Source organism: Novosphingobium olei (assembly GCF_012927405.1).
Lineage (GTDB): Bacteria > Pseudomonadota > Alphaproteobacteria > Sphingomonadales > Sphingomonadaceae > Novosphingobium > Novosphingobium olei.
In genome coordinates this window covers 373,080-394,296 of record NZ_JABBGM010000004.1, presented here as the reverse complement: position 1 = coordinate 394,296, position 21,217 = coordinate 373,080, and the positions used below count along the sequence as shown (strand labels likewise).

General features: G+C 62.3%; 18 protein-coding genes. 13 read left to right on the top strand and 5 right to left on the bottom strand.

Annotated features, from left to right (window positions below):
* Nucleotides 1-25: 25 nt before the first annotated feature.
* Together mobF and HHL27_RS11930 are read left to right on the top strand one after the other, a co-directional pair.
* Nucleotides 26-2,962 carry a MobF family relaxase gene (gene mobF / locus HHL27_RS11935; protein WP_169493610.1) on the top strand — a complete coding sequence of 979 codons (2,937 nt, stop codon included), beginning with the start codon at nucleotides 26-28 and terminating at the stop codon, nucleotides 2,960-2,962.
* Nucleotides 2,963-3,031: 69 nt separating this feature from the next.
* Nucleotides 3,032-3,271 (top strand): hypothetical protein, encoded by a 240-nt coding sequence (locus HHL27_RS11930; RefSeq protein ID WP_169493609.1) that lies wholly within the window; start codon nucleotides 3,032-3,034, stop codon nucleotides 3,269-3,271.
* A gap of 24 nt (nucleotides 3,272-3,295) precedes the next feature.
* On the opposite strand, the gene HHL27_RS11925 is transcribed toward HHL27_RS11930, so the two are convergent.
* Genes HHL27_RS11925 through HHL27_RS11910 form a run of 4 tightly spaced genes read right to left on the bottom strand, consistent with a single transcriptional unit; the run spans nucleotide 3,296 to nucleotide 4,875 of the window.
* Entirely contained in the window at nucleotides 3,296-3,493 is a 198-nt protein-coding gene (locus HHL27_RS11925; RefSeq protein ID WP_169493608.1) for a DUF6961 family protein, read from the bottom strand.
* Nucleotides 3,493-3,801 (bottom strand): DUF5818 domain-containing protein, encoded by a 309-nt coding sequence (locus tag HHL27_RS11920; protein WP_338114886.1) that lies wholly within the window; start codon nucleotides 3,799-3,801, stop codon nucleotides 3,493-3,495. Before HHL27_RS11920 ends, HHL27_RS11925 begins: the two co-directional genes overlap by 1 nt.
* Complete coding sequence (locus HHL27_RS11915) at nucleotides 3,792-4,217, bottom strand: thermonuclease family protein (protein WP_169493607.1); 426 nt, start codon at nucleotides 4,215-4,217, stop codon at nucleotides 3,792-3,794. Before HHL27_RS11915 ends, HHL27_RS11920 begins: the two co-directional genes overlap by 10 nt.
* A 13-nt stretch (nucleotides 4,218-4,230) precedes the next feature.
* The gene (locus tag HHL27_RS11910; protein WP_169493606.1) at nucleotides 4,231-4,875 is read right to left on the bottom strand and encodes a S24 family peptidase; all 645 of its coding nucleotides are present in this window, start codon (nucleotides 4,873-4,875) and stop codon (nucleotides 4,231-4,233) included.
* A gap of 437 nt (nucleotides 4,876-5,312) precedes the next feature.
* Between HHL27_RS11910 and HHL27_RS11905 the strand changes: the two genes are divergently transcribed.
* From HHL27_RS11905 to HHL27_RS11855, 11 genes are all read left to right on the top strand, one after another.
* On the top strand, nucleotides 5,313-5,519 hold the full coding sequence (locus HHL27_RS11905; protein ID WP_169493605.1) for a hypothetical protein: 207 nt from the start codon (nucleotides 5,313-5,315) through the stop codon (nucleotides 5,517-5,519).
* Nucleotides 5,509-7,878, top strand: coding sequence for an EcoAI/FtnUII family type I restriction enzme subunit R (hsdR, locus tag HHL27_RS11900; protein ID WP_169493604.1), 2,370 nt, complete (start codon nucleotides 5,509-5,511; stop codon nucleotides 7,876-7,878). The genes HHL27_RS11905 and hsdR overlap by 11 nt, the downstream gene beginning before the upstream one ends.
* The gene (locus tag HHL27_RS11895; protein WP_206069550.1) at nucleotides 7,865-10,054 is read left to right on the top strand and encodes an N-6 DNA methylase; all 2,190 of its coding nucleotides are present in this window, start codon (nucleotides 7,865-7,867) and stop codon (nucleotides 10,052-10,054) included. The genes hsdR and HHL27_RS11895 overlap by 14 nt, the downstream gene beginning before the upstream one ends.
* A gap of 204 nt (nucleotides 10,055-10,258) precedes the next feature.
* Nucleotides 10,259-11,041, top strand: a complete 783-nt coding sequence (locus HHL27_RS11890; RefSeq protein ID WP_169493603.1) for an RNA polymerase sigma factor — start codon at nucleotides 10,259-10,261, stop codon at nucleotides 11,039-11,041.
* On the top strand, nucleotides 11,038-11,703 hold the full coding sequence (locus HHL27_RS11885; protein WP_169493602.1) for a hypothetical protein: 666 nt from the start codon (nucleotides 11,038-11,040) through the stop codon (nucleotides 11,701-11,703). Before HHL27_RS11890 ends, HHL27_RS11885 begins: the two co-directional genes overlap by 4 nt.
* A 3-nt stretch (nucleotides 11,704-11,706) precedes the next feature.
* Entirely contained in the window at nucleotides 11,707-15,135 is a 3,429-nt protein-coding gene (locus tag HHL27_RS11880; RefSeq protein ID WP_169493601.1) for an ATP-dependent helicase, read from the top strand.
* A gap of 108 nt (nucleotides 15,136-15,243) precedes the next feature.
* Nucleotides 15,244-15,753 (top strand): hypothetical protein, encoded by a 510-nt coding sequence (locus HHL27_RS11875; RefSeq protein ID WP_169493600.1) that lies wholly within the window; start codon nucleotides 15,244-15,246, stop codon nucleotides 15,751-15,753.
* On the top strand, nucleotides 15,750-16,223 hold the full coding sequence (locus tag HHL27_RS11870) for a DUF7665 family protein (RefSeq protein WP_169493599.1): 474 nt from the start codon (nucleotides 15,750-15,752) through the stop codon (nucleotides 16,221-16,223). The genes HHL27_RS11875 and HHL27_RS11870 overlap by 4 nt, the downstream gene beginning before the upstream one ends.
* On the top strand, nucleotides 16,171-16,689 hold the full coding sequence (locus HHL27_RS11865) for a hypothetical protein (protein WP_169493598.1): 519 nt from the start codon (nucleotides 16,171-16,173) through the stop codon (nucleotides 16,687-16,689). Before HHL27_RS11870 ends, HHL27_RS11865 begins: the two co-directional genes overlap by 53 nt.
* 279 nt (nucleotides 16,690-16,968) lie before the next feature.
* The gene (locus HHL27_RS11860; RefSeq protein WP_169493597.1) at nucleotides 16,969-18,060 is read left to right on the top strand and encodes a thiamine biosynthesis protein ThiF; all 1,092 of its coding nucleotides are present in this window, start codon (nucleotides 16,969-16,971) and stop codon (nucleotides 18,058-18,060) included.
* 204 nt (nucleotides 18,061-18,264) lie between these two features.
* The gene (locus HHL27_RS11855) at nucleotides 18,265-18,495 is read left to right on the top strand and encodes a hypothetical protein (RefSeq protein WP_169493596.1); all 231 of its coding nucleotides are present in this window, start codon (nucleotides 18,265-18,267) and stop codon (nucleotides 18,493-18,495) included.
* Between the two features lie 10 nt (nucleotides 18,496-18,505).
* Here HHL27_RS11855 and HHL27_RS11850 read toward each other — a convergent pair whose 3' ends face one another.
* A complete protein-coding gene (locus HHL27_RS11850) occupies nucleotides 18,506-21,208 on the bottom strand; it encodes a conjugal transfer protein TraG N-terminal domain-containing protein (RefSeq protein WP_169493595.1) in 2,703 nt (900 codons plus the stop codon).
* Nucleotides 21,209-21,217 lie beyond the last annotated feature (9 nt).

Here is a 21,217-nt window from a genome sequence, read left to right as displayed (position 1 = left end):
GCGCCGCACGGCCGGGTTGGGCATCATGCTCTCTGTAGCCAATGTCCGCACCGCCGGCGGCGCTGCCAATTACTTCGCCGCCGACAATTACTACACGCGCGCCGATGCCGACCGATCGGGCGAATGGCTCGGCAAGGGCGCCGACAGACTTGGCCTGCGTGGGCCAATCGAGGCGAAGCAGTTCGAGGCTGTGTTGAAGGGATTGCTGCCAGACGGGAGCCGCGTCGGCAGCGAAACCCGTGTTCATCGTGCGGGCACGGATCTCACCTTCTCGATGCCCAAAAGCTGGTCGATCCTCGCGCTCGTCGGCGGGGACAAGCGCATCCTCGATGCCTATGCCGCAGCGGTCAGGGAGACTCTGGTCTGGGCCGAGAAGAACCTCGCGGAGACGCGGATGGAGGTGCGCGGCAAGGAGCGGGTCGTCACGACGGGCAATCTCGTCGTGGGTCTGTTTCAGCACGACACGAACCGCAACCAGGAGCCCAATGCGCACCTTCATGCGGTCGTTGCCAATGTGACGCAGGGTCCAGACGGCAAGTGGCGGGCGCTCCGCAACGACAAGCTCTGGGAGCACAATACCTTGCTCAACGCGATGACCATGGCGCGCTTTCGGCTGGCGGTCGAAAAGCTCGGCTATGAGGTCGGCGAATATGGCAAGCACGGCAATTTCGAGGCCGTGGGCGTTCCCAAAGCCATTCGCGACGCCTTCAGTTCCCGGCGCGCGGAAATCCTCGATCGGCTTGCCACGATGGAGGGAAAAGGTCTTGCGGCACGCAATGTCGCGAACCTCATGACGCGAGCGGAGAAGGGCCGGATCGTGGATCGCGATGCGCTTGCGCGGCAGTGGGGAGAGGCCGCCGCCAGGCTCGGTTTCGATCCCGCACAGGTGATCGCCCGGGCCAACGCGCGCGCAGCGCAGGACATCGGCAACGTCGCGGGCTTTGGACAGGCGGCGCTCCGGCTCGTGCGGCAGGGCAGCGCGCTTGCCGCAGCCTTCGCGACCCGTCTCGGCCTCAGGGAGCGTGACCCGCTCCTGCCTGCGCGGATGGGGAACCGGACACCGGAGCAGATTGCCGCGGTCCATGCTGTTGCCTCCGCCATCCGCCACCTCGGCGAGCGTGAGGCGGCCTTCACGCGCGCCGATATATTCCGCGCGGCGCTCGGTTTCGCGCTCCCCACATCGATCATGGAAATCGAGAACCGTGTCGACCAGTTGCTGCGCCAGGGGCACCTCCTGAAGGGCAAGGGCGCCGATCGCGACCTTGTCACGACCCGCGATGCGCTCGGCCTTGAACAGCGCATCATAGCCGCCGTCGAAAGCGGGCGCGGCCTCGCTCCCGCGATCGTCCCGCCCGATGTTGCCGGGGAGCGGCTGCAGGCACTCTCCCAGCTCAAATACGGCATGACGCTGAACCCGGGCCAGGAAGGAGCGGGACGCCTGCTGCTGGCCTCGCACAACCGGATCGTCGCGATCCAGGGTGTCGCCGGCGCCGGCAAGAGCACCGTCCTGAAACCGGTTGCCGATGTGCTGCGCGAGGAAGGCAGGGCCGTGCTCGGCCTCGCGGTGCAGAACACGCTGGTCCAGATGCTCGAGCGTGAAACCGGCATTCCCTCGATGACGGTGTCGCGCTTCCTGCGCCAGCATCGAGACCTGCTCGAAGGGGCCGGCCCATCGCGGGTAGCGGAGGCAAAGGCCGCGATGCGCGGCACCGTCGTGCTGCTCGACGAAGCCTCAATGGTCGGCAATGCCGACAAGGAGAAGCTCGTTCGTCTGGCTAATCTGCTGGAACTGGACCGCTTCGCCAGCATCGGCGACAGGAAGCAGCTTGGCGCAGTCGATGCCGGGAAACCCTTCGACGTCATGCAGCAGGTGGGCGTCGAAACCGCAATCATGAGCGTCAACCTCCGCGCTAGAGAGAAGGCGCTGCGCGACGCCCAATATGCGGCCCAGGGCGGTCATATCGACGAGGCCCTGCGGCATCTGGGAACCCATGTTGTGGAAGCCGGAAATGGGGCTGCCGTCGAAGCGGCTGCGGCTTGGCTCTCGCTGTCGCCGGCCGAGCGCGAAAGGACGTCGATTTATGCTTCGGGCCGGGCGCTACGCGGTGAGGTCAACGAGGCCGTCCAGACCGGCTTGAAGGCCAATGGCGAACTGGGGCCAGGGCCGATGCGGCTCGGAACCCTCTCGCGCATCAACGTGACGCGCGAGGAGCTGCGCTATGCACGCAGCTATGCAGCCGGCACGGTGGTCGAGGTCGATCGGCGCCAGCGAGCCCAGGGTCTGCGGCCCGGGCGCTATCGGGTGGTCGAAACCGACATAGCGCGGGAGCGGGTCAGCCTCGAGAACGAACGTGGCCGCCGCTTCGAGTTCCGGCCCGGCCAGTTGCGCCCGCAAGGCGAGCAGGATCCGCTGCGCTTGTTCGAAGTTCGCGCGCTCGACATCCATGCGGGTGACCGGATCCGCTGGACCGAGACCGATCACAAGCGTGGCCTCCTTAATGCCGATCAGGCGCGCATCACCGCTATCGACGGCAAATCCGTCACGGTGAAGACTTCGCTCGGGGCCGAGCACACGCTGGGGCGCGATGATCCGATGCTCGAACGGCTCGATCTCGCCTATGCACTCAATGCCCATATGGCACAGGGCCTGACTTCCGATCGGGGGATCGCGGTCATGGACAGCCGGGAACGTAACTTGGCGAACCAGCAAACCTTCCTGGTGACGGTCACCCGCTTGCGCGATGGATTGACGCTGTTCGTCGATGACGCCGGCAAGCTCGAGGCCGCAGTCCAACGCAATCCGGGAATGAAGCGCTCGGCTCTCGAGACCGTCGATCTCCTGCGCGACGCAGCCGCGCGAGGCCAGGCGAAGGACCGAGCGCCGGCACCGGCACCGGCACCTGCGCGCGAACCGCCGGAACTGGACCGCTCGCTCACCAAGCCTTTCGAGATCGGAATCTGACCGGGCTTTCCGCATCCATCCGCATGCGGCTGATTGACTAAAAGTTCTATATTTGTTCTCATTGCGATCATGCCCCGAATCGCTGACGATGTCCTGCTGACCCATCTCGAAGTTGCGCTTGCTGTGGCGCCCGAGCCGACGCTCGCTGGTCTGAATGCCGATGATCCGCGCGCGCAGCGCAGCGCCCGTGTCGATCTTGCACGGCATCTGGTCGAGAGGATGCGTGGCTTCGTTATCGAGGGTGATGGCTATGCCAGTGGCGGAATTCAGCCCTGCCTGTTTCCGGGCGACCTGGCGCCGATCGGGTAAGCCGCATGTCGCGTGATGCTCTGCTCATTGCAGCGGCGTATCGCCATCTTTTCCGGTCAACTGCGCAATCCGTCGGGCGATAGCTTGCCAGGTTTGGATGCCTGCCTTGTCGCCGGCCAGCGCCTGAGCGCCAATCCGTGCGGCGACATGGAGCGGGGCCTTGTCGCCATGCGTCGTCAGCACCTGATTGGCACAAGCCCAGAGTTCCCACTCGCTGAGCATCAGTGGAGATGTCCGGCGAGGCCGAATAGCAAGGCTATGAAGCCGTAGCCTACGAATGCTGCGGTCAGCAGATATTCGACGTTGAGCCTGATCCTGCGAGGGCGGGGCTGTCCTGCCGGCCAAATCTGATCGCAGACGATCCCGTTGAACCCGGCACGCTGGCCCGTGACTTCGACCTCGCAGCCGATCAGACGATGCGACGGGCGGCGCGCGTCCAGTTCCCACACGCCGCCGCCACTACGAAGAAGCAGGCCATATGGTCCTTCGTCCAGGTATCCGGTGAGATGCAGGTCGGCGCCTAGCGGCACGCCGGACCCTTCCAATAGCGATCCCAGCGAAGAACCGTCCCCGTGCGGATCATGGCGCAGGAGAGATCGGCGCCCGAAGGCAGGCGGCACCAGGCGGCTGTCCTGCTGCCTCCGGCAGACCCTTCGGAGCGGCATGTCAGCCTCGGACCTCGAACGACGACATGACCTGTCGGGATGGTGCCGCGCGGCCCGCCCAGCAGGCCTACCAGCGCACCACGGGCTTCTACCGCCGAGGCAGAGGGGCAGGGCTGGTTGGAGCGGCATGTGCCATCCATTTCGCGCGCCGCGATCCCCGCGATGCGGAGATGTGGTCCCTCTGCGCACCAGACGGGGCCATCGCCGTCCCAGACATGGGTGGGCGTGCAAGTGAAGGTCTGCCCGGCGGCGACAATCGAGGCGGCAAGAATGACAAGCATCGGTATGGTGAGCCTAGCGCAGAGCTCGGCCGAACCAGAGAACGCGGCCGACGATATTGATGGTGCGCTTTTCGAGACCGCGCCAACTAGGATAGGCGGGATTGTCGCTCAGCACCGAGACCCGCTTGCCTTGCGGTTCGATCGCCACGCGCTTGACGTTGAGCATGTCATCCATGCGCATCACATAGATTCCGTCGCGCAGGCGCGATTGGCCATCGCCCAGATCGACCATCACTTCGTCGCCGTCATGCAAGGTGGGTTCCATCGAGTCTCCATGAACCGCGATGATCGACAGGTTCGTTGCCTTGCTGGCTGTCAGCCGTCGCAGCCATTTTTCATCGAATCCGAATTGGGCGCATTTGGCTTCCATTTCGGCGAGCGCACCGTGACCGGCGGACGCCTCGACCGCGAGAACCGGCACATGGACCAGTTCGACAACGGGTCCAGAACGCCGTTCCGGGGCGCCGAGAACCTTCTCATCGACGCCAAAGAAACGGGCGAGCACCGCGCGATCCTGTTCGTCCAGCTGCCTGGGGCTGCCGCGCCGAATGTACTGCTGGATATAGGCGGCATTGCGTCCCAGGAGGCGCGATATCGAGGAGTAATTGACCCCTCGCTTCTGGATCAGCTCGTCCAGGGCTCTACGTGCGTCTTCCATCGCGGGCAGTCCTATCGCATCCATCTAGGAAATTCGATCCTAGACTCTAGGAAGCCTTCCTAGTAGGAACATAACAAGAACACAAGCGCAAAGCGAGTCGAAGGCGATGGAGCTACTGGAGCAGATCGAGTCATATTTGGTGCGTAGCAGCGTGTCGCCCAGTACATTTGGCAGATTGGCGGTTGGCGATCCTAGATTTGTTGTGGATCTCCGCTCGGGGAGAACGCCTCGACGTAAAACACAGGAACGTGTGAGCCAGTACCTTTTGGCGAAAAGCTAAGCGAATTATCGGACGGAATCGCCAACATCTTGGTCGTGCTCGCCTGAAATTCAGAAGCCGGATAGCTGATCTCGTATGATTGATCGCGCGATCATGGCCTTCTCTCAATCTGATTTCTCGCTACCCATTTGTGTATCCTTTGGTTACACCGCAACCCATGAAGACCAAGGACGCGGGGTTGAGAATCCGGATTGACCGTGAGTTGCGCGAGGCGTTCGTGGAAGTGTGCCGAGGTCAGGACAAGCCGGCAGCCCAAGTTCTGCGCGAGTTCATGAAAGAGTACGTCAGCGCCCACCAGCCGCTTTCGAGCAAGCACAAGCGGGATAGGCAGCCGAGCGGCAAGGGGGCGGCTCATGAGCAATGAGGCGGACACCTGCCGCAAGCACGTCGTTCCGAAGCTTCAGGAAGCCGGGTGGGATAACGAGCCGCACTCAATCGCTGAACAGCGCAGCATTACGGACGGCCGCGTCATTCCCGTGGGCAAGGGCTTTATCAGAAAACCGCCAAAGCGCGTGGACTATCTTCTGCGTCACACGCGCGACTTTCCGATAGCCGTTGTCGAAGCGAAGGCGAGCTACAGGACGGCGGCTGACGCCGTGCAGCAAGCGCGCGACTATGCCCAGATGCTCGGCCTGAAGTTTGCCTATGCGACCAACGGCGCGGACATCATCGAGATCGACTATTTTACCGGGCGCGAGAACCGGGTCTCCGCCTATCCTACACCGGACGAGTTGTGGCGGCGCTATCAGGCCGGGTCGGGCATTACCAATGACTCGCAGGTTTCCCAACTTCTTGCGCCCTACAATCACGTCGGCGGCAAGACGCCGCGCTATTATCAGCAGATCGCCATCAACCGCACGATTGAGGCTATACTCGGCGGCAAGAAACGCGTGCTTCTCACCATGGCGACGGGCACGGGCAAGACCGTCGTTGCGTTCCAGATATGCTGGAAGCTCTGGTCAAGCCGCTGGAACATGAGCGGCGAGCACCGCAAGCCGCGAATTCTCTTCCTTGCCGACCGTAACATTCTGATCGACGATCCCAAGGACAAGACGTTCGCGCCATTCGGTGATGCGCGTCACAAGATCGCGTCAGGAGAAATCGTCTTTAGCCGCGAAATGTATTTCGCGATCTATCAGGCCCTCGCGGAGGATGAGCGCCGGGAAGGGTTGTTCCGCGACTACCCGCCGGATTTCTTTGACCTTATCATCGTGGACGAATGCCATCGCGGCAGTTCCCGCGATGACAGTTCCTGGCGCGTGATCCTCGATCATTTCAAACCAGCCTTTCAACTTGGCATGACGGCGACGCCGCTGCGCGATGATAACCGCGACAGCTATCTCTACTTCGGAAACCCGATTTACGAATACAGCCTGCGCCAGGGGATCGATGACGGCTTCCTTGCCCCCTACCGTGTCCACCGGGTGGTCACGGCATGGGATGCCGCAGGTTGGCGCCCCAGCAAGGATGAGCTGGATCGCTACGGCAGATCGATTCCGGACGATGAGTACCAGACCAAAGATTTCGAGCGCGTGGTTGCGTTGCGCGCGCGCACGCAGGCTATGGCTCGCCATCTGACGGACTTCCTCAAAAAGACGGATCGCTTCGCCAAGACCATCGTCTTCTGCGTGGATCAGGAGCACGCGGCCGAGATGCGCGAGGCTCTCGTCAATCTGAATTCCGATCTGGTGGCGCAGTTTCCCGACTACGTAGCCCGTGTGACCGCCGACGAAGGTGCGATCGGGCGCGGCCATCTGTCCCGCTTTCAGGATGTCGATAAGGAAACGCCAGTCATCCTGACCTCATCGCAGTTGCTCACCACGGGCGTTGACGCGCCAACCTGTAAGAACGTCGTGCTCGCACGGGTCGTCGGATCGATAAGCGAGTTCAAACAGATCATCGGACGGGGCACCCGCCTGCGTGATGATTACGGCAAGCTGTGGTTCAACATCATTGACTACACGGGGACGGCGACCCGCATGTTCGCTGATCCCGCGTTCGATGGCGATCCGGCGCGGATTACCGAGGAAGAGATTACGGATGAGGGGGAGACGATTTCGGTTACGGAGACCGAAGTCCGGCCTGAAGGCGATGATGACGCTCCGGCGGACGGAGACCCCGGCGTCATCGAGCCTTCTACCACCGAACCCCGCAAGTTCTACTTCGATGGGGGACAGGTTGAAGTGGTGGCCCATCTCGTCCATGAGCTTGATCCCACCGGCAAGCAGCTCAGGGTGGTCAAGTTCACCGACTATGCCGCTGAGAGCGTCCGGTCGATCGCAACATCATCGGCGGAGCTGCGCTCGCGCTGGGCCGATGCCGACAAGCGCCGCGACATCATTGAGGCGCTCGCCGAGCGCGGAATCGATTTTGGCGAGCTGATCGAACAGTCAGGCCAGCCGGACGCTGACCCCTTCGACCTGCTCTGCCATCTTGCCTTCAACGCCCCGTTGCGGACGCGGCGCGAGCGCGCGCAGCGTGTCAAGGCGGAGCGGAAGGATTTCTTTGAGCGGTTTTCGCCCGAAGCTCGGGAAATCCTGGACGAGCTTCTTGAAAAATACGCAGATCATGGCGATGCACAGTTCGTCTTGCCGGACGTTCTGCGCGTCCCGCCCATTTCCACCCACGGTCAGCCCGCGGAAATCATCAGGCTATTCGGCGGCGCCGATCAGCTCCGCGCGGCCGTGAACGACCTTCAGGAATTGCTTTATGGCCAAGCGTAAGAAGAAGACCGGCAAGAGCAGTGCGCCGATGACGACGGCGCAGATGCTGGGCAGTCTGCTCAAATCCGCGCGCGACATCATGCGTAAGGACAAGGGGCTTAACGGCGATCTTGACCGTTTGCCCCTTCTGACCTGGATCATGTTTCTCAAGTTCCTCGACGATCTTGAGCGGCAGCGCGAGGACGAGGCACTGCTCGGAGGCAACAAGTTCAAAGCCGCGATCGAGGCGCCGTACCGCTGGCGAGACTGGGCTGCGAACGCCCAGGGCATCACCGGTGATGAGCTGCTCGCGTTCATCAACAACGATGAAGCAATCCGGCCTAACGGGACGCGGGGGCCGGGCCTGTTCGCCTATCTGCGCTCGCTTTCCAGCTCCAACGGCGACAACCGCCGTGACGTCATCGCGACCGTCTTCAGGGGCGTCGATAACCGCATGAGGAGCGGTTACCTGCTCCGTGACGTCATCAACAAGATCGGCGCAATACATTTCACCTCCTCGGAGGAGCTGCACACGCTGGGCGCGCTCTACGAGTCGATGCTGCGCGAGATGCGCGATGCGGCGGGAGACTCTGGCGAGTTCTACACGCCGCGCGCGGTCGTCCGGTTCATGGTCGATATCATCGATCCGCGCCTTGGAGAGATCGTCCTCGATCCCGCGAGCGGCACGGGCGGCTTCCTGGTCGAGGCGTACACTCATCTTGCAAAGCAGGTGAAGACGGTCGCCGATCGTAATCGCCTGCAATCTGAGACCATCATGGGCTGCGAGCCAAAGTCGCTGCCCTATCTGCTCTGCCAGATGAACTTGCTTCTGCACGGTTTAGATGCGCCGCAGATCGATCCCGGCAACGCGCTCCGCTTCAAGCTCTCCGAGATCGGCGAAAAGGATCGGGTCGATGTGATCCTCACGAATCCGCCCTTTGGAGGCGAGGAGGAAAAAGGCATTCAGGGGAATTTCCCCGATGATCGCAAGACGGCCGAGACGGCGCTGCTGTTCCTTCAGCTCATCATGCGCAAGCTGCGGCGTCAGCCGACCATCGCCGGGCGGCCCGCGCGGGCGGCAGTTGTCGTGCCCAACGGCACGCTGTCGACTCCGGGCGTCGCCACGCGCATCCGGGAGAGCCTGCTTGCGGATTTCAGGATCAAGGCCATCGTCCGGCTGCCGCACAACGTATTTGCGCCGTACACGGACATCAAGTCGAACATCATCATCTTCGAGCGGGGCGAGCCTGCGGACGAGATTTTCTACTGCGAGCCTTCGCTGCCTCTTGGTTACTCCCTCAGCAAGACAAAGCCGCTGCTCTACGAGTGGATGGAGCCGCTCAAAGAACTGATCGAAACCCGCGAGGAAACGGAAAGCTCGTGGTCGGTCAAACGCGCGGAACTGGACGCTAGCCTCAACCTCGACATCAAGAACCCGCGCCGCCAGCTCGTATCACTGGAGGATCGCGGCGATCTTTCAGTGCTTGCCGCGCAGCTGCGGTCGTTCGCCGACGAGGCAGACGCAATCCATGCAGACCTTGACGAAACGCTCAAGCTTTTGAGCGAAGCTCCCCTTGAGCTGATTGGCAAATATACGGCTGAGTCCGATGAACGCATCGGCCTTGATTACAGCGATGAACTCGCCCTCGTGGGCGTTTCCGCAGAGGAGGGCCTGACGAATCCGAAGACGGCTATTGGCAAGTCGCCCGGACGCTACAAGGTTCTGCGAGCCGGTTACCTTGCCTATAACCCGATGCGCATCAACATCGGCTCGGTCGGCGTTGTCAGGGATTCATCGCAGGAAGGCATCACCAGTCCCGACTATGTTGTCTTCTACTGCGATCCCGATCTGCTGCCGGAGTACGTCTATCATTACCTGCGCAGCGAGGCCGGGCGGCACGAGATCAACCTCAAAACGAAGGGTTCTGTGCGCTTCAGGCTCTATTACGAGCAGCTCTCGCAGATATCGATCCCAGTGCCGGCCGACGTTGCGGTTCAGCAGCGCTTTGTGAATGCCTGCAACAGGCTCGAAGGCCTTAGACGCATGGTTTCCGCATCGGAAAGCGCGGTCGGCGATTGCCTGAATGCGGCAACGCGCGCGGCATTTCTGCCGCAGGATGCAGACAAGAATATACCTGAGCCAACGGCTGAACGGGATGTTTCAGATCGGACCATTGCCCATGAGCAGGCAGCATAACAGTGCGCCGGTAGTCAGGTGAGGCCTCGTCGAGCAATCGGGATATCGCCGGGCAACTAAATATCAGAGATAAACATCTGCGCGAAAAATCGCAAAAAAGCGAAAAACGGCTTTCCGGATTTCCGACACCGCCGCGATCAGCGGTGACGAGCGGGCTTATGGGACGCTCGCAGAACCGCTGTTGTTTGTTGCAAAGGGGGCAGGATGGCTCGACCGCTGACAAAAACTCAGGAGGATGACGATCCCCTTGTTCGCCCCCAGGCGATCGAGTCGCAGATTGACGACGCCCTCAAGCTCTCATCCTCCATGCTCCGGTCCCGGCTTTCGCTTGCCGATCGGCGAGACCCTGATCATCTAAGATCGGAGACGTTAGTGCATCTTGTCCGACATGGACGCCGAACGGGTGATCAGTCCCTCATAAGCCTTGCCCTACCGGTATTGCTGATGCGGTGCGAAGCCAACCTCTTCGTTAAGGTCCCGGACGGCCAGTTGCCGGAGGCGGCGACCATTCGTGAGGAGATATTGGGCGCATTCGGCGAACTGTTTGCGAGCGACGGAACCGGCGAAGCGCCCGACGAACTCGACTTTTATGAATGTAAATTCAACCGCGCGTTCAGGTTCTTTCGCATCGATGTCGTCCGGCGCGAGATCGCACGGCTGGCAAAGGTCGCGCAGATGCCGGAGCCGGATGACGAGGCTGAGCAAGGACCGTATGATGAGGTCTTCGCACGTGTCTCTGAGGCGTTCCGCTCACCGGCAACGCAAGAAGGCGATGTTCTCCGCGGTGAAATCTACGATGCAATTCTCGCGCTCCCTCCCGACGAGCGCGACGCCGTTATCCTTGTCCACGTCATGGGCTATCAAGAGGAGTCCGACGATCCGGACAAGGAAACCGCGGCGACGCGTTGCGACTGCAAAGGAAGGACTATCCGCAACCGACTGACACGGGCGGCAGCGAAGCTCGCCCGATTCAAGGAGGCTCTATGACCCCGACACTCACCGCGAGCCCCAGCGGCCTCCGCGATGCGCTCTACGCGTTGTCGATAGCGAAGGCCATTCCCGATGCTGCGCTGCTTGATGATATGGTGCGACGTTATCCGCAGTTCGCGGACGAACTCACCGAGCATGCCATTGCGATTGCGATCGACGCCCTCCGCGGCGAACTCGCTGTCGATGCGGCCGAGGCTGCGCTCGATCCGATGGTGGTGAGCCCGGCTGTTTCGCGTGCGATGAGCCGGTTTCAGAATCGCCTTCACGCGGTTTCTGCGCCAATGGCTGAGCAGGCTGTCGAGCCTGTGCGCGCCCGATCAACAGATGCGGCCAATCCATTCGCCTCGCTCAGCCGCACGGAATTTCGCGATTTCGCAAAACGGCTCGACGCGAACAGTGTATTCGTCGCCAAGCTTCGTGACAGGCAAATAGATCCAGGCACTTTTACTCCGGGCTTCCGCAAGCGGGTGTCAGACGATTTGCGAGCTCCGCTCGACGTCGTCGTTGCTCATTTTGCAGCGACCCAAACGGCCGGTGCATCGGCTCAATTCTTCAAGGCTGACGGCAAGCCAAACGAGGGCGGACGGCAGAGTTTTGAAGAGGCGGTGCGCAGCTCTGGTCTTACTGAGGCGCAGCAGAACGCCCTGTTGGCGCTTTAGGCGATGGATGCGTTCGAGCCGATCCGGATCGAGGCAGCGGCGCTCCACGATCGTCTGATCGCGACGGGCGTCGATTCGCTTGATCCGATGGCGCTCGTCCAAGCCGCAATCACGGATCTCGATCTCGAGCTAGTGTGGCTCTCTGCTGGCGATCCAGCGCTAAAGGGGGCTCGCGCACTCTACGACGACCAAAGTGGAACGATCTGCTGTGAGCGCGTCGGCGAACATGCCGCGCGTGCGCTGCTGGTCGCACACGAAATCGGGCATGCGCGGCTGCATGCGGGCTCGGCAACATGCGCGTCCGGGGACATAGATGTCACACGTTCAACGGAGTCAGCTCCTGTCGGGCTCCAGCGGGTCGAGGACTACGGGGCGCGAGAGCGGCGCGAGCTTCAGGCAAATGTCTTCGCCCGAGAGCTTGTGCTGCCACGCCCGCATGCCAAGGCGCTTCACGTCGATCAGGGTCTCGGCGCTGCGGATATCGCGCAGCGAACCGGCCTTCCGCTGCCGCTTGTACGGCAACAGCTTTTCGACGCGCTGCTCCTGCCACCGTCCGTGCTGGCGACCGAGATCGTCCCGTCGAGCCATGCGCCGCGACCCGATCCATCGCAGGATCGTGCTTCCGATCATCGCGGCTCGCCGTTTCAATTGCAAGCCGGTCCTGGCACCGGGAAGACGCGCACGCTCGTGAAGCGGATTTCGTCGCTTATACACGACGGCATCGACCCTGCGGCGATGCTTATCCTAACTTTCTCGAACCGGGCTGCGGGCGAGCTGTCGGAGCGCTTGTCCAGCACGGTCCCCCAAGCCGCGCCCAAGCTCTGGATTGGTACTTTCCATGCCTTCGGTCTCGACCTGGTACGCAGACATCATGACCGTCTTGGACTCAGCGCTAATCCGACGCTGTTCGACCGAAGCGATGCGATTGCGCTCCTCGAAGAAATTCTGCCGACACTGCCACTGGTCCATTACCGCAACCTGTGGGATCCCGCGATGGTGTTGCGAGACGTTGTGGCGGCAATATCGCGCGCCAAAGACGAAATAGCCGATCCCGCGCGCTACCGTGCGCTGGCTGTGGCGATGCGAGAGGCGGCCGGCGGTGACGAGGACAAGCGCATAGCCGCTGCCAAGTGCCTGGAGATCGCCGACATCTACGATCTCTATGAAGAGGCGAAAATACGGCATGGGGGCGTGGACTTCGGCGACTTGATCATGCTTCCGGCACGGCTGCTCGAAACCGATGAAGCGCTAAGAACGGCTGTCCAGCTTCGCCACCGGCACGTCCTGGTGGACGAGTATCAAGATGTGAATCGTGCGAGCGCTCGCCTGCTCAGGGCTGTCGCGGGCAATGGCGAGCGATTGTGGGTCGTGGGCGACTCCCGACAGTCGATCTATCGATTTCGTGGCGCGTCCTCGACGAATATGGCCCAATTTTCTGCCGACTATCCCGGTGCGACCGTCGATCAGCTCGGCGTCAATTATCGATCCACCGAGCAAATCGTTCAAACCGTCGTCGCAGTCGCGCCGCGAATGGGGGCGTCGCAGGGCATGCTCCCTCTGGCGCTGGAAGCCGACCGCGGCGCTGGCCCGAGCGCTCCAGACGTGCGCAGCTTCGAGACTCTGTCCGATGAGGAGGCCGGGATTGCGGCTCGCATAAAGGAACTGGAGGCTGCGGGTGTCGCGCTTCGTGACCAGGCCGTTCTCGCCCGGTCCAACAATCGGCTGAATGAAATTGCCGCAGCGCTTGAGGCGCGTGATATTCCCGTGCTGCACCTCGGGAGCCTGTTCGAGCGAGAGGAAGTCCGCGATTTGCTGGCGCTTCTTAGCCTTGCGGTCGATCCATTCGGTGACGCGCTGGTGCGCGTCGGCGCGATGCCGCGGTATGATCTTAGCCTACAGGATGTTCTGGCGGTGTCCCGACACTTGCGCACAGCCAATCGACCGGCCCTAACCGGCTTGGCCGATGCAGTTCATGCGCCGGGCCTTTCTCCGGATGGACAAGTGACGGTAAAGCGACTTGCTGCGGATCTGGTCGGCCTATCGACCGGTGCTTCGGCATGGGACTATCTTGCCACCTATCTACTCGATCGAACTGATCTTGCCCGTCGCGCGAGCATGGCGACAACCGTAACGCAGCGTATGCGCGCGGTGGCGACGTGGCAGTTCCTCAATTTCGTGCGCGAGCAGAGTCCCGTCGGGGCCGGCTCGCCCATTCAGCGCACACTCGATCGGGTCCGGCAGCTAGTATTGCTGGCCGAAGAACGCGACCTCAGACAAGTGCCGGCAGCGGCACTGCATTTCGATGCCGTGCGTCTGATGACCGTCCACGGCAGCAAAGGCCTGGAATTCGAGGCCGTGCACGTGCCGGGTCTCACTAAGGCGAGCTTTCCAACGTCGAACCGCGGTCAACGGTGTCCGCCGCCACTAGGAATGATTGAGAGCGCCGAGGATCAGTCAGTTGCCGATGAGGCCCGGCAAGCGCACGAGAAGGAAGAGGAATGCCTGTTCTTCGTGGCCTTATCGCGGGCGCGAACATACCTGACGCTGTCATTGGCCCGTAAGCAGCCCAACGGCAACAACCGGTCCCCATCACCGTATCTCGAATGGCTACCAAGTGGCCAAGTCAACACGATCACCCGCCCGCCGATGCTTCCCTTGGCGGATGATTTTGCGACTCCAGGACCTGTTTCCGTGCGCTGGCCGGACGACTGGGCGCTGACCGATCGCCGGCTCGGCGCTTATGACAAGTGCCCACGTCGCTTCTTCTATACCCATGTTCTGGGGCTCGGGAGCGCCCGAAAGCCTACAGCATTCACGCGCACCCACGATTGCCTCTATGATCTTCTACGGTGGCTGGCCGACACTCGCCGAACATCTGTGCCTTCGCTTGGCGAGACCGAGATCGCCTTCGAAACCATCTGGACGCAGCGCGGCCCCACCGATCATGCTTTCGCGGCTGAGTATCGACAGCTTGCGACACGCCTGATCACAGCCTTGGTGAATGCCGGCGCGGGAAGGCGCTTTCGCGAGGCGCAGCCGCTAGCGATCGACTTCGCCAACGGACGGGTGCTCGTTGAACCCGACGAACTTGCAGAACTGGCCGACGGCTCGGTTGTGATACTGCGGGTGCGTACAGGGCAGAAGCGGAGCGACGAATATGACCGCCTCGAATATACCCTCTACCAGCTCGCAGCGCAGGCGGAGTTCGGGCCGGGCGCCACAGTCCATGCGCTGCACTTGACCGACGAAACGGCCGAGCCCGTCGTGATCTCGCCAACTAAGGTCGGCAACCGTCGAACCAAGAGCGAGACCATGCTGGCCGGCATCGCCGCTGGCGCATTTCCCATCGAAGTCGACACGGTGACTTGCCCGCGCTGCCCGCATTTCTTCATTTGTGCCGCAACGCCCAAAGGCCCCCTCGACCTGACCTAAAAATCGACACACCCAGCTTTCCGGTTTCGCCACCCGCTTTCGATCAGGGAAGCGAGGGACGAAAGAGGGGCGATCAGGCCTCACACTTCGATCCCGGAGTGTGAAACCATGAAGACCATTGACCTTTTCTACCAGGGCGAGGGCGTCACCGAGATCGAGCACCTCGAGATCGAGCCCGACAGCACTTTTGCCGATATCAAGGCTCGCCTCATCGCGAAGCACGGCTGCGCCCACGATGCGCTGCTGTTCCTCGAAGATGAAGACGATCCGCTCGACGATGCGGTGAAGGTGAAGGAGCGCGACACCGGCAAGGGCCTCAAGCTGCACCTGAACCGCTGCCGTCAGATTGGGGTGTCGGTCTGCTACAACGGCGAGACCATCGACCGGAAGTTCGCGCCCGGCGCGACCGTGGCCCGCGTGAAGCGCTGGGCGGCCGAGCGCAAGTTCGGCATGTCCGACGAGGAGGCCGGCGAGCACGTCCTCCAGATCGCGGGCACGCACGAGCGCCCGGCTCCCGGCACGCACATCGGTACGCTCGCCAACCGCCAGTCCTGCACGCTGGCGTTCGACTTGGTCGCCGACGAGCGCGTCAACGGTGCGATCGAGGATGCGCAGTGATCGGCCCCGATCAGCGGGCCTTCGAGGCGGACGCGGCGCGAGCCGTGTTCCGCCTCGGACAGGCCGAAGGGCGGTGGCGGCTGATACAGGTACGTTGGCCGCACGTCTTCATCGCGGTCAAGGCCAAGGATGATCGCGAATTCGTGCTGCGCCTGAACTGCACAGGTTACCCGCAGACCCCGCCGACCGGGGGGCCGTGGGACATGGAAGCTGATCGCATTCTCGCGTTCGACCTCTGGCCGCGAGGTCAGGGTGGGCGGGTCTCGGCGGTTTTCCGCCCCGACTGGAAGAACGGCACCGCGCTGTACCTGCCGTGCGACCGCGAAAGCTTCGCCGGTCACGAGAACTGGCGTCACGAGATGCCGTCGAAAATCTGGCGCCCGGCCGATGGCGTCGTTCAATATCTGGAGCTTATCCATGAACTTCTCCATTGCCGCGATTATGCGCCGCCGCTTCGCGCCGCGGCATGAGCTGTCCTGTTCCTGGTGGCTCTGGTGGCGCCTTTGCCGCGCGCTCCGAGCGCGAGGTCGCCGCAATAGCCGCGAGAGCGGCGCTTTCCTGCTCGGGCACCAGGAAAACGGGCGGCGTCGGATCGTCGATTTCGTCCTCTATGACGACCTCGATCCGCACTGTCTCGACACCGGGATCGTGCGCTTCGACGGACGCCATTTCGGTGCTCTGTGGGCGCTATGTAAGGATCGGGCGCTGAGCGTCGTTGCGGACATCCACGTCCACCCGGGCGGGGCTGGTCAGAGCGACTCCGACCAAGATCATCCGATGATTTCGCGCGCGGGTCACGTCGCGCTGATCCTGCCCAATTTCGCCGCACCGCCGCAGCCCCGCGGGGGCATCGGCATCTACCGCTACCTGGGTGGCAAGCGCTGGGAAACGATCCCGCGCGGCGAGCGCCGGGCTTTCTTCCATATTGGATTCTGAGGTTTTGAGATGAACAAAACAATTTCGCCGGATTCGCTTCACCGCCTCGTCAAGCAGGCGCTCGACAGCGGTGCCGTCGCCAGCATTGCCGAGGCCGAGACGCTGTTTCAGGGCTTTCGTCTCGCCATCGCGTTCAACCCTGACGAGCCCTGCGATCCTGTCGAGCAGGCGATATTGCTCACGGCTGTAGCGCTTTCGCGGCGCGTCTTCCTCGGCGGCGTGTCCGTCTCGGGTCAGTTGGGAGCTGTAGTTACCGCGCCCTTGCCCTACGGTTCGACCTTGGCTGATGCCGTTGCAGCACTCGGCGGCCATATCGGCCGCGCCGCCAACGATGTACCGACGATCGTCATTGGCCCGCAACAGGCCTGCCGGGACGGCTTCGGCATCCGCGCCATCGCGCGTGGCTGGCGGGGCGGCATCGTCCCCGCCCATGCTGAGATCGAGGCTGCGGCCGGCGCTCGCAACCCTCTCGCGGGCATGTTGGCCGCCGGCCTTGCGGTCAATGAAGCCTTCAAACACGTCAATGGTGCCAAGGCCGCCGGGCGGGCGCCCGTCGGGCTATCTTTGTGGCGGCCCAGCGCGGCGATCGATTGGCTTGCGCCTGACCCTTCGGAACCAGCACTCACCTTCCTGCCGTCGCGCCTCTGGCTGATCGGCCTTGGTCATCTCGGTCAAGCCTATCTGTGGGGCTTGGGACTTCTGCCCTATGCAGCGCCCAGCGATGTCACGCTTGTGCTGCAGGATGTCGACGACATCACGGAATCGACCGAGAGCACCTCCATCCTGTCCGACGCCGCGATGATTGGGATAAAAAAGACCCGTGCGATGGCGGCGTGGGCGGAACGCCGCGGATTTCGCGGATCCATTCTGGAACGATTGTTCGCCGCCGACTTCAAGCGACAGCCTGACGAGCCGGCGATCGCGCTGTGCGGACTCGACAACGCAGTCGGGCGCCGCGCCCTCGACCAGGTCGGCTTCGACATGATCGTTGAGGCGGGCCTCGGGCGCGGTTATCGGGATTTCCGAACGATGCGCCTGCACACCCTGCCGGGCCGGCGGCCGACGACCGAAATGTGGAAGGCGGCGCCCAACGTCGAATTGGTCGAAGACCGCCCGGCCTATGCCAAGCTGTTGGCAGAGGGCACGCTCGATCGCTGCGGCATGACGCTCCTCGCCGGCAAAGCCGTGGGCGCGCCCTTCGTTGGCGCTGTCGCTGCATCGCTGGCGCTTTCTGAGATCCTTCGCTTGTTGCATGGCGGGCCGGTACATCGGTTGATCGATCTCGACTTGCTCGGCGTGGATCACCGTACCGTCGCGCCTCACGACGATGGGTTCGATCGCCTAAATCCTGGGTTTACAGCAGCCAGCTAGATCATTTTCGGCCTGCCGTTGGTGCCCCTTCGGTCATCGACCCGAAGGAAGGGCGAGTATCCGTAGCCGAAGCCTGAAAACGAGCTGATAGGGGATCGACAGAGTGGCGTCGGGAGGAGAGGTTGCCGCGGATAGGCGCAGCTAGGGGGGATCGAAATCTCTATGCCTCCTTTGTGTTTCTGCTATGTTCTAGGGAGCGATGAGATGAACGCCATTATGACGAATTTCGATATTGAAAGCGCCGAGGCGCGCGAAACCCGCAAGTGGGAGGGGCTGTCTGAGATAGATCAGGCAATCCGCGACAATCGCCTGATGGAGTATCGGATCAAGAAGTCTTGGGCCGACCCTTGGGGACGCAAGCTCACGATTATCGGGATTTTCGTCATTCTAGCCGTGTTTGCTTTTCTGGCTGGCGCTTCATTCGGATTGTGGTGATCTCGTTCAATCACCACTCCTTTACATCATCCGCTGACTCTGCACTGGCACCTTGCGCCCCCTTGGTAACCGCGTCCAGACTTCCCCTAGATCTGCTAATCTTCTGGCGGCCGGCAGCCTGAGCCCCTTGAACCTCATCATGAAGACTGCTGGGATGCACCTTGGGCACTGTTCCAGAGCCCCCTCCGCCAGTCTGCGCGCGCGCGCGTACTGATCCGGCGCCAGAGATAGCCGGACGGGACACGGGCTGTCCGGGGGGCAGGACCAGGCGATCTTCGATCCCGTCGCGAAGCTGCTCGGCATAACTGTCAATGAACTTGGCCTGCAACGCCTGGCCTTCCGGGCTGAGCTGGAAGGTCACGTCGTCAAACCGCACGTTGCCGTAGAAGTCTCGGTTGCGCTCGATCTCGACCAATCCCCATTCACGATAAGCCTGGGACAGATTGAGGCTTCCAGCTGCGCTGTTGCCTTTGAAGAACGATGCTTGGCTTTCAAGGCGGTTAGCAAGTTCCTCGGCGCGTCTTGCCTCGCGGCTGTAGCTTTGTGCTTCAGTGAGGGACCCGTTCATACCGCTTGCTGTGCTCGAAATTGAGGAGCTGCTCGAGGTGCTGACCGACCGAACGAACCCGTCGCGGGTGCTCGACCAATTCCTGCTGTCGGACATCTGGGCCAAGCTGCCGAAGATCCGCGAGCGGTCCTCCGACGCGATGCCAATGTCGCTGTCGGTCCATGTCCGCGTACCTCCGCCCTTGGCCCCAACATTGGCGGAGAGCACGCCGTTCGTGACGCCGGCGCTGGCGCCCGCCTCGCCGCCGAGGAACCAAGCCGTCGAGATGTCGTCCGCCGCCCGGCGCGAAAGTCCGAACTGCCGTTGCAGATTGGTCGAGGCCTGATCGACCTCGCTGAAGGCGGTCTGGATGCTGTCGGAATTGGATGTGCCGGTGGTGCTTTCGAAAGCCGAGCCGCGGCTGAACTGATCTCTCAGTTCCCGGAACCTCGTCACGGCGCTGGCGGTCGATTCCGTCGCGACATTCGCATAGGTCTCGCTGTTCGAACGAGCCTGCGATGCCATTGTTGACAGGCGCGCGGTAAACTCCTGGCCCAAGCTCGGCGTGAAGGGGTAGCTCGAGTTCGGGATTTGGTCGTAGCTGCCTTCGGGGAAGCTCGTGGTCATCGAGCCTGTCTCGCTGAAGGTTCGCGTCTGGGCGGCGCCATAGGTAAAGCTCGGCGCGATCGTCCCCTGCGCGAATTGCCGGGTCAGTACGGTCGAGTTCTCGATGCTGGTATTGCCAAGGGCGACGTTGCCGGTGCTTGCCTCGCGCGCGGCCTCTTCGGCGGCATTCTGGCTCGGATTGAGATAGCTGGTCGCGTGGTGCGAAATAGCCATCGCGCCCTTGGCGACCCCGCCGGCGAGAAAGGGCACCGAGGCTATAAGGTAGCCTGCCAGCAGCCCGATATCGCTGTTGACGTCGGCCATGCCAGTAAAGCTCGCAAGACTAAGGCCATTGGATCCGGCGACCGCCGTCATGTCGGTGGCGCCCTTATACATCAGCATCATGTGCAGGATCACAAAGAGCGGCCCCCAGGCGGCGAGATAGAAGAAGCCGGTGATATAACCCTTGAGGGCGACCGGGCCGCTCTTGGGCAGCAGGAACAACGGAAAGAGGACCGGGAAGAGGGCGTAGAACAGAACCGTCAGGACGATGTTCAGGAGCGGCACCCACTTCATCGCATTGCTGGCGATCGAGCTATAGGTGCGTTCGGTCTGGATGTCGGCACGCGTCTGGGAATAGACGTCGACACTCGACGCCCCGCTGCCGCCGGCCATCGAATGCATCGCCTGGCTCATCGCGTTGATCGTCAGGGTCTGCTTGAAGATTTCGGCCGCATTGGCCGAGACGCCGCTCAGATATTGATAGGCCACGGGCAGGTCGGCGAACAGCTTGGCCTTGGCGAGCGCTGCGGTCTGGTTGGGATAGAGCTGGCGGCCGAATGCAGTGCCCATGTCGTCGACAAGGCCTGCCCACTGATTGTTTAGCGCATCATAGGCTTCCCGGCAGGTCACGATGGTCGAGCTTACCTGGCCCGAGGTCGAATCGCGGGTCAGGAAGCGCTGTGCCCGGGCCTGACTGCCCGGCGCGATCGTTGCCCAGATGTCGTTGGATTCGGCGAGCTGCTTCATCGAATAGCGGCCGAGCAGCACATCGTAGAAGACGCATTGCCGGAAATGCTCGTCGAGGTTGGCGGCAAATTCGGGATCGGAGATGCGCAGCGACCGCGTGGCGTCATAGAGCCTGGCGCCATAGATCATGCCGTTCTTGGAGTAATTGAGATCGCCGGGTAGGCCGAACACGACCTCGGCCGAGCCGGTGAGATAGTCGCCCACCTGGCTGGTGAAGCTCGCCATGAGCGCGAGACCCAAGGGCACATTGCTGACATTAGCCGGAGCAAGACTGGGATTGAGCCGGTCGGTCACATGGACGTCGAGACGCGGCACCATCAGGCAGGAGTAAATCAGGGTCGCGCCCAGGAACCAGTTGATCCAGGCGCGCCAGTCCTGATTGAAGGCGAGCGTGAGGGCGGACAGGCCTAGGCCCATCACCATGACGACCTGAAGCAGGCTCTTGTAACCGCCATTGCCGGTCCAGGCCGCGACCGCCTGAAACACGTTCACCAGATAATCGCCGCCGCCGACCGTGAAGATTTCAACCATGTCTCGTGT

Bases quoted from the DNA above. Each gene is read 5' to 3' on its own strand.
- mobF (WP_169493610.1), top strand. From the start codon at position 26: ATGCTCTCTGTAGCCAATGTCCGCACCGCCGGCGGCGCTGCCAATTAC.
- HHL27_RS11930 (WP_169493609.1), top strand. From the start codon at position 3,032: ATGCCCCGAATCGCTGACGATGTCCTGCTGACCCATCTCGAAGTTGCG.
- HHL27_RS11925 (WP_169493608.1), bottom strand. From the start codon at position 3,493: ATGCTCAGCGAGTGGGAACTCTGGGCTTGTGCCAATCAGGTGCTGACG.
- HHL27_RS11915 (WP_169493607.1), bottom strand. From the start codon at position 4,217: ATGCTTGTCATTCTTGCCGCCTCGATTGTCGCCGCCGGGCAGACCTTC.
- HHL27_RS11910 (WP_169493606.1), bottom strand. From the start codon at position 4,875: ATGGAAGACGCACGTAGAGCCCTGGACGAGCTGATCCAGAAGCGAGGG.
- HHL27_RS11905 (WP_169493605.1), top strand. From the start codon at position 5,313: ATGAAGACCAAGGACGCGGGGTTGAGAATCCGGATTGACCGTGAGTTG.
- hsdR (WP_169493604.1), top strand. From the start codon at position 5,509: ATGAGCAATGAGGCGGACACCTGCCGCAAGCACGTCGTTCCGAAGCTT.
- HHL27_RS11895 (WP_206069550.1), top strand. From the start codon at position 7,865: ATGGCCAAGCGTAAGAAGAAGACCGGCAAGAGCAGTGCGCCGATGACG.
- HHL27_RS11890 (WP_169493603.1), top strand. From the start codon at position 10,259: ATGGCTCGACCGCTGACAAAAACTCAGGAGGATGACGATCCCCTTGTT.
- HHL27_RS11885 (WP_169493602.1), top strand. From the start codon at position 11,038: ATGACCCCGACACTCACCGCGAGCCCCAGCGGCCTCCGCGATGCGCTC.
- HHL27_RS11880 (WP_169493601.1), top strand. From the start codon at position 11,707: ATGGATGCGTTCGAGCCGATCCGGATCGAGGCAGCGGCGCTCCACGAT.
- HHL27_RS11875 (WP_169493600.1), top strand. From the start codon at position 15,244: ATGAAGACCATTGACCTTTTCTACCAGGGCGAGGGCGTCACCGAGATC.
- HHL27_RS11865 (WP_169493598.1), top strand. From the start codon at position 16,171: ATGAACTTCTCCATTGCCGCGATTATGCGCCGCCGCTTCGCGCCGCGG.
- HHL27_RS11855 (WP_169493596.1), top strand. From the start codon at position 18,265: ATGAACGCCATTATGACGAATTTCGATATTGAAAGCGCCGAGGCGCGC.
- HHL27_RS11850 (WP_169493595.1), bottom strand. From the start codon at position 21,208: ATGGTTGAAATCTTCACGGTCGGCGGCGGCGATTATCTGGTGAACGTG.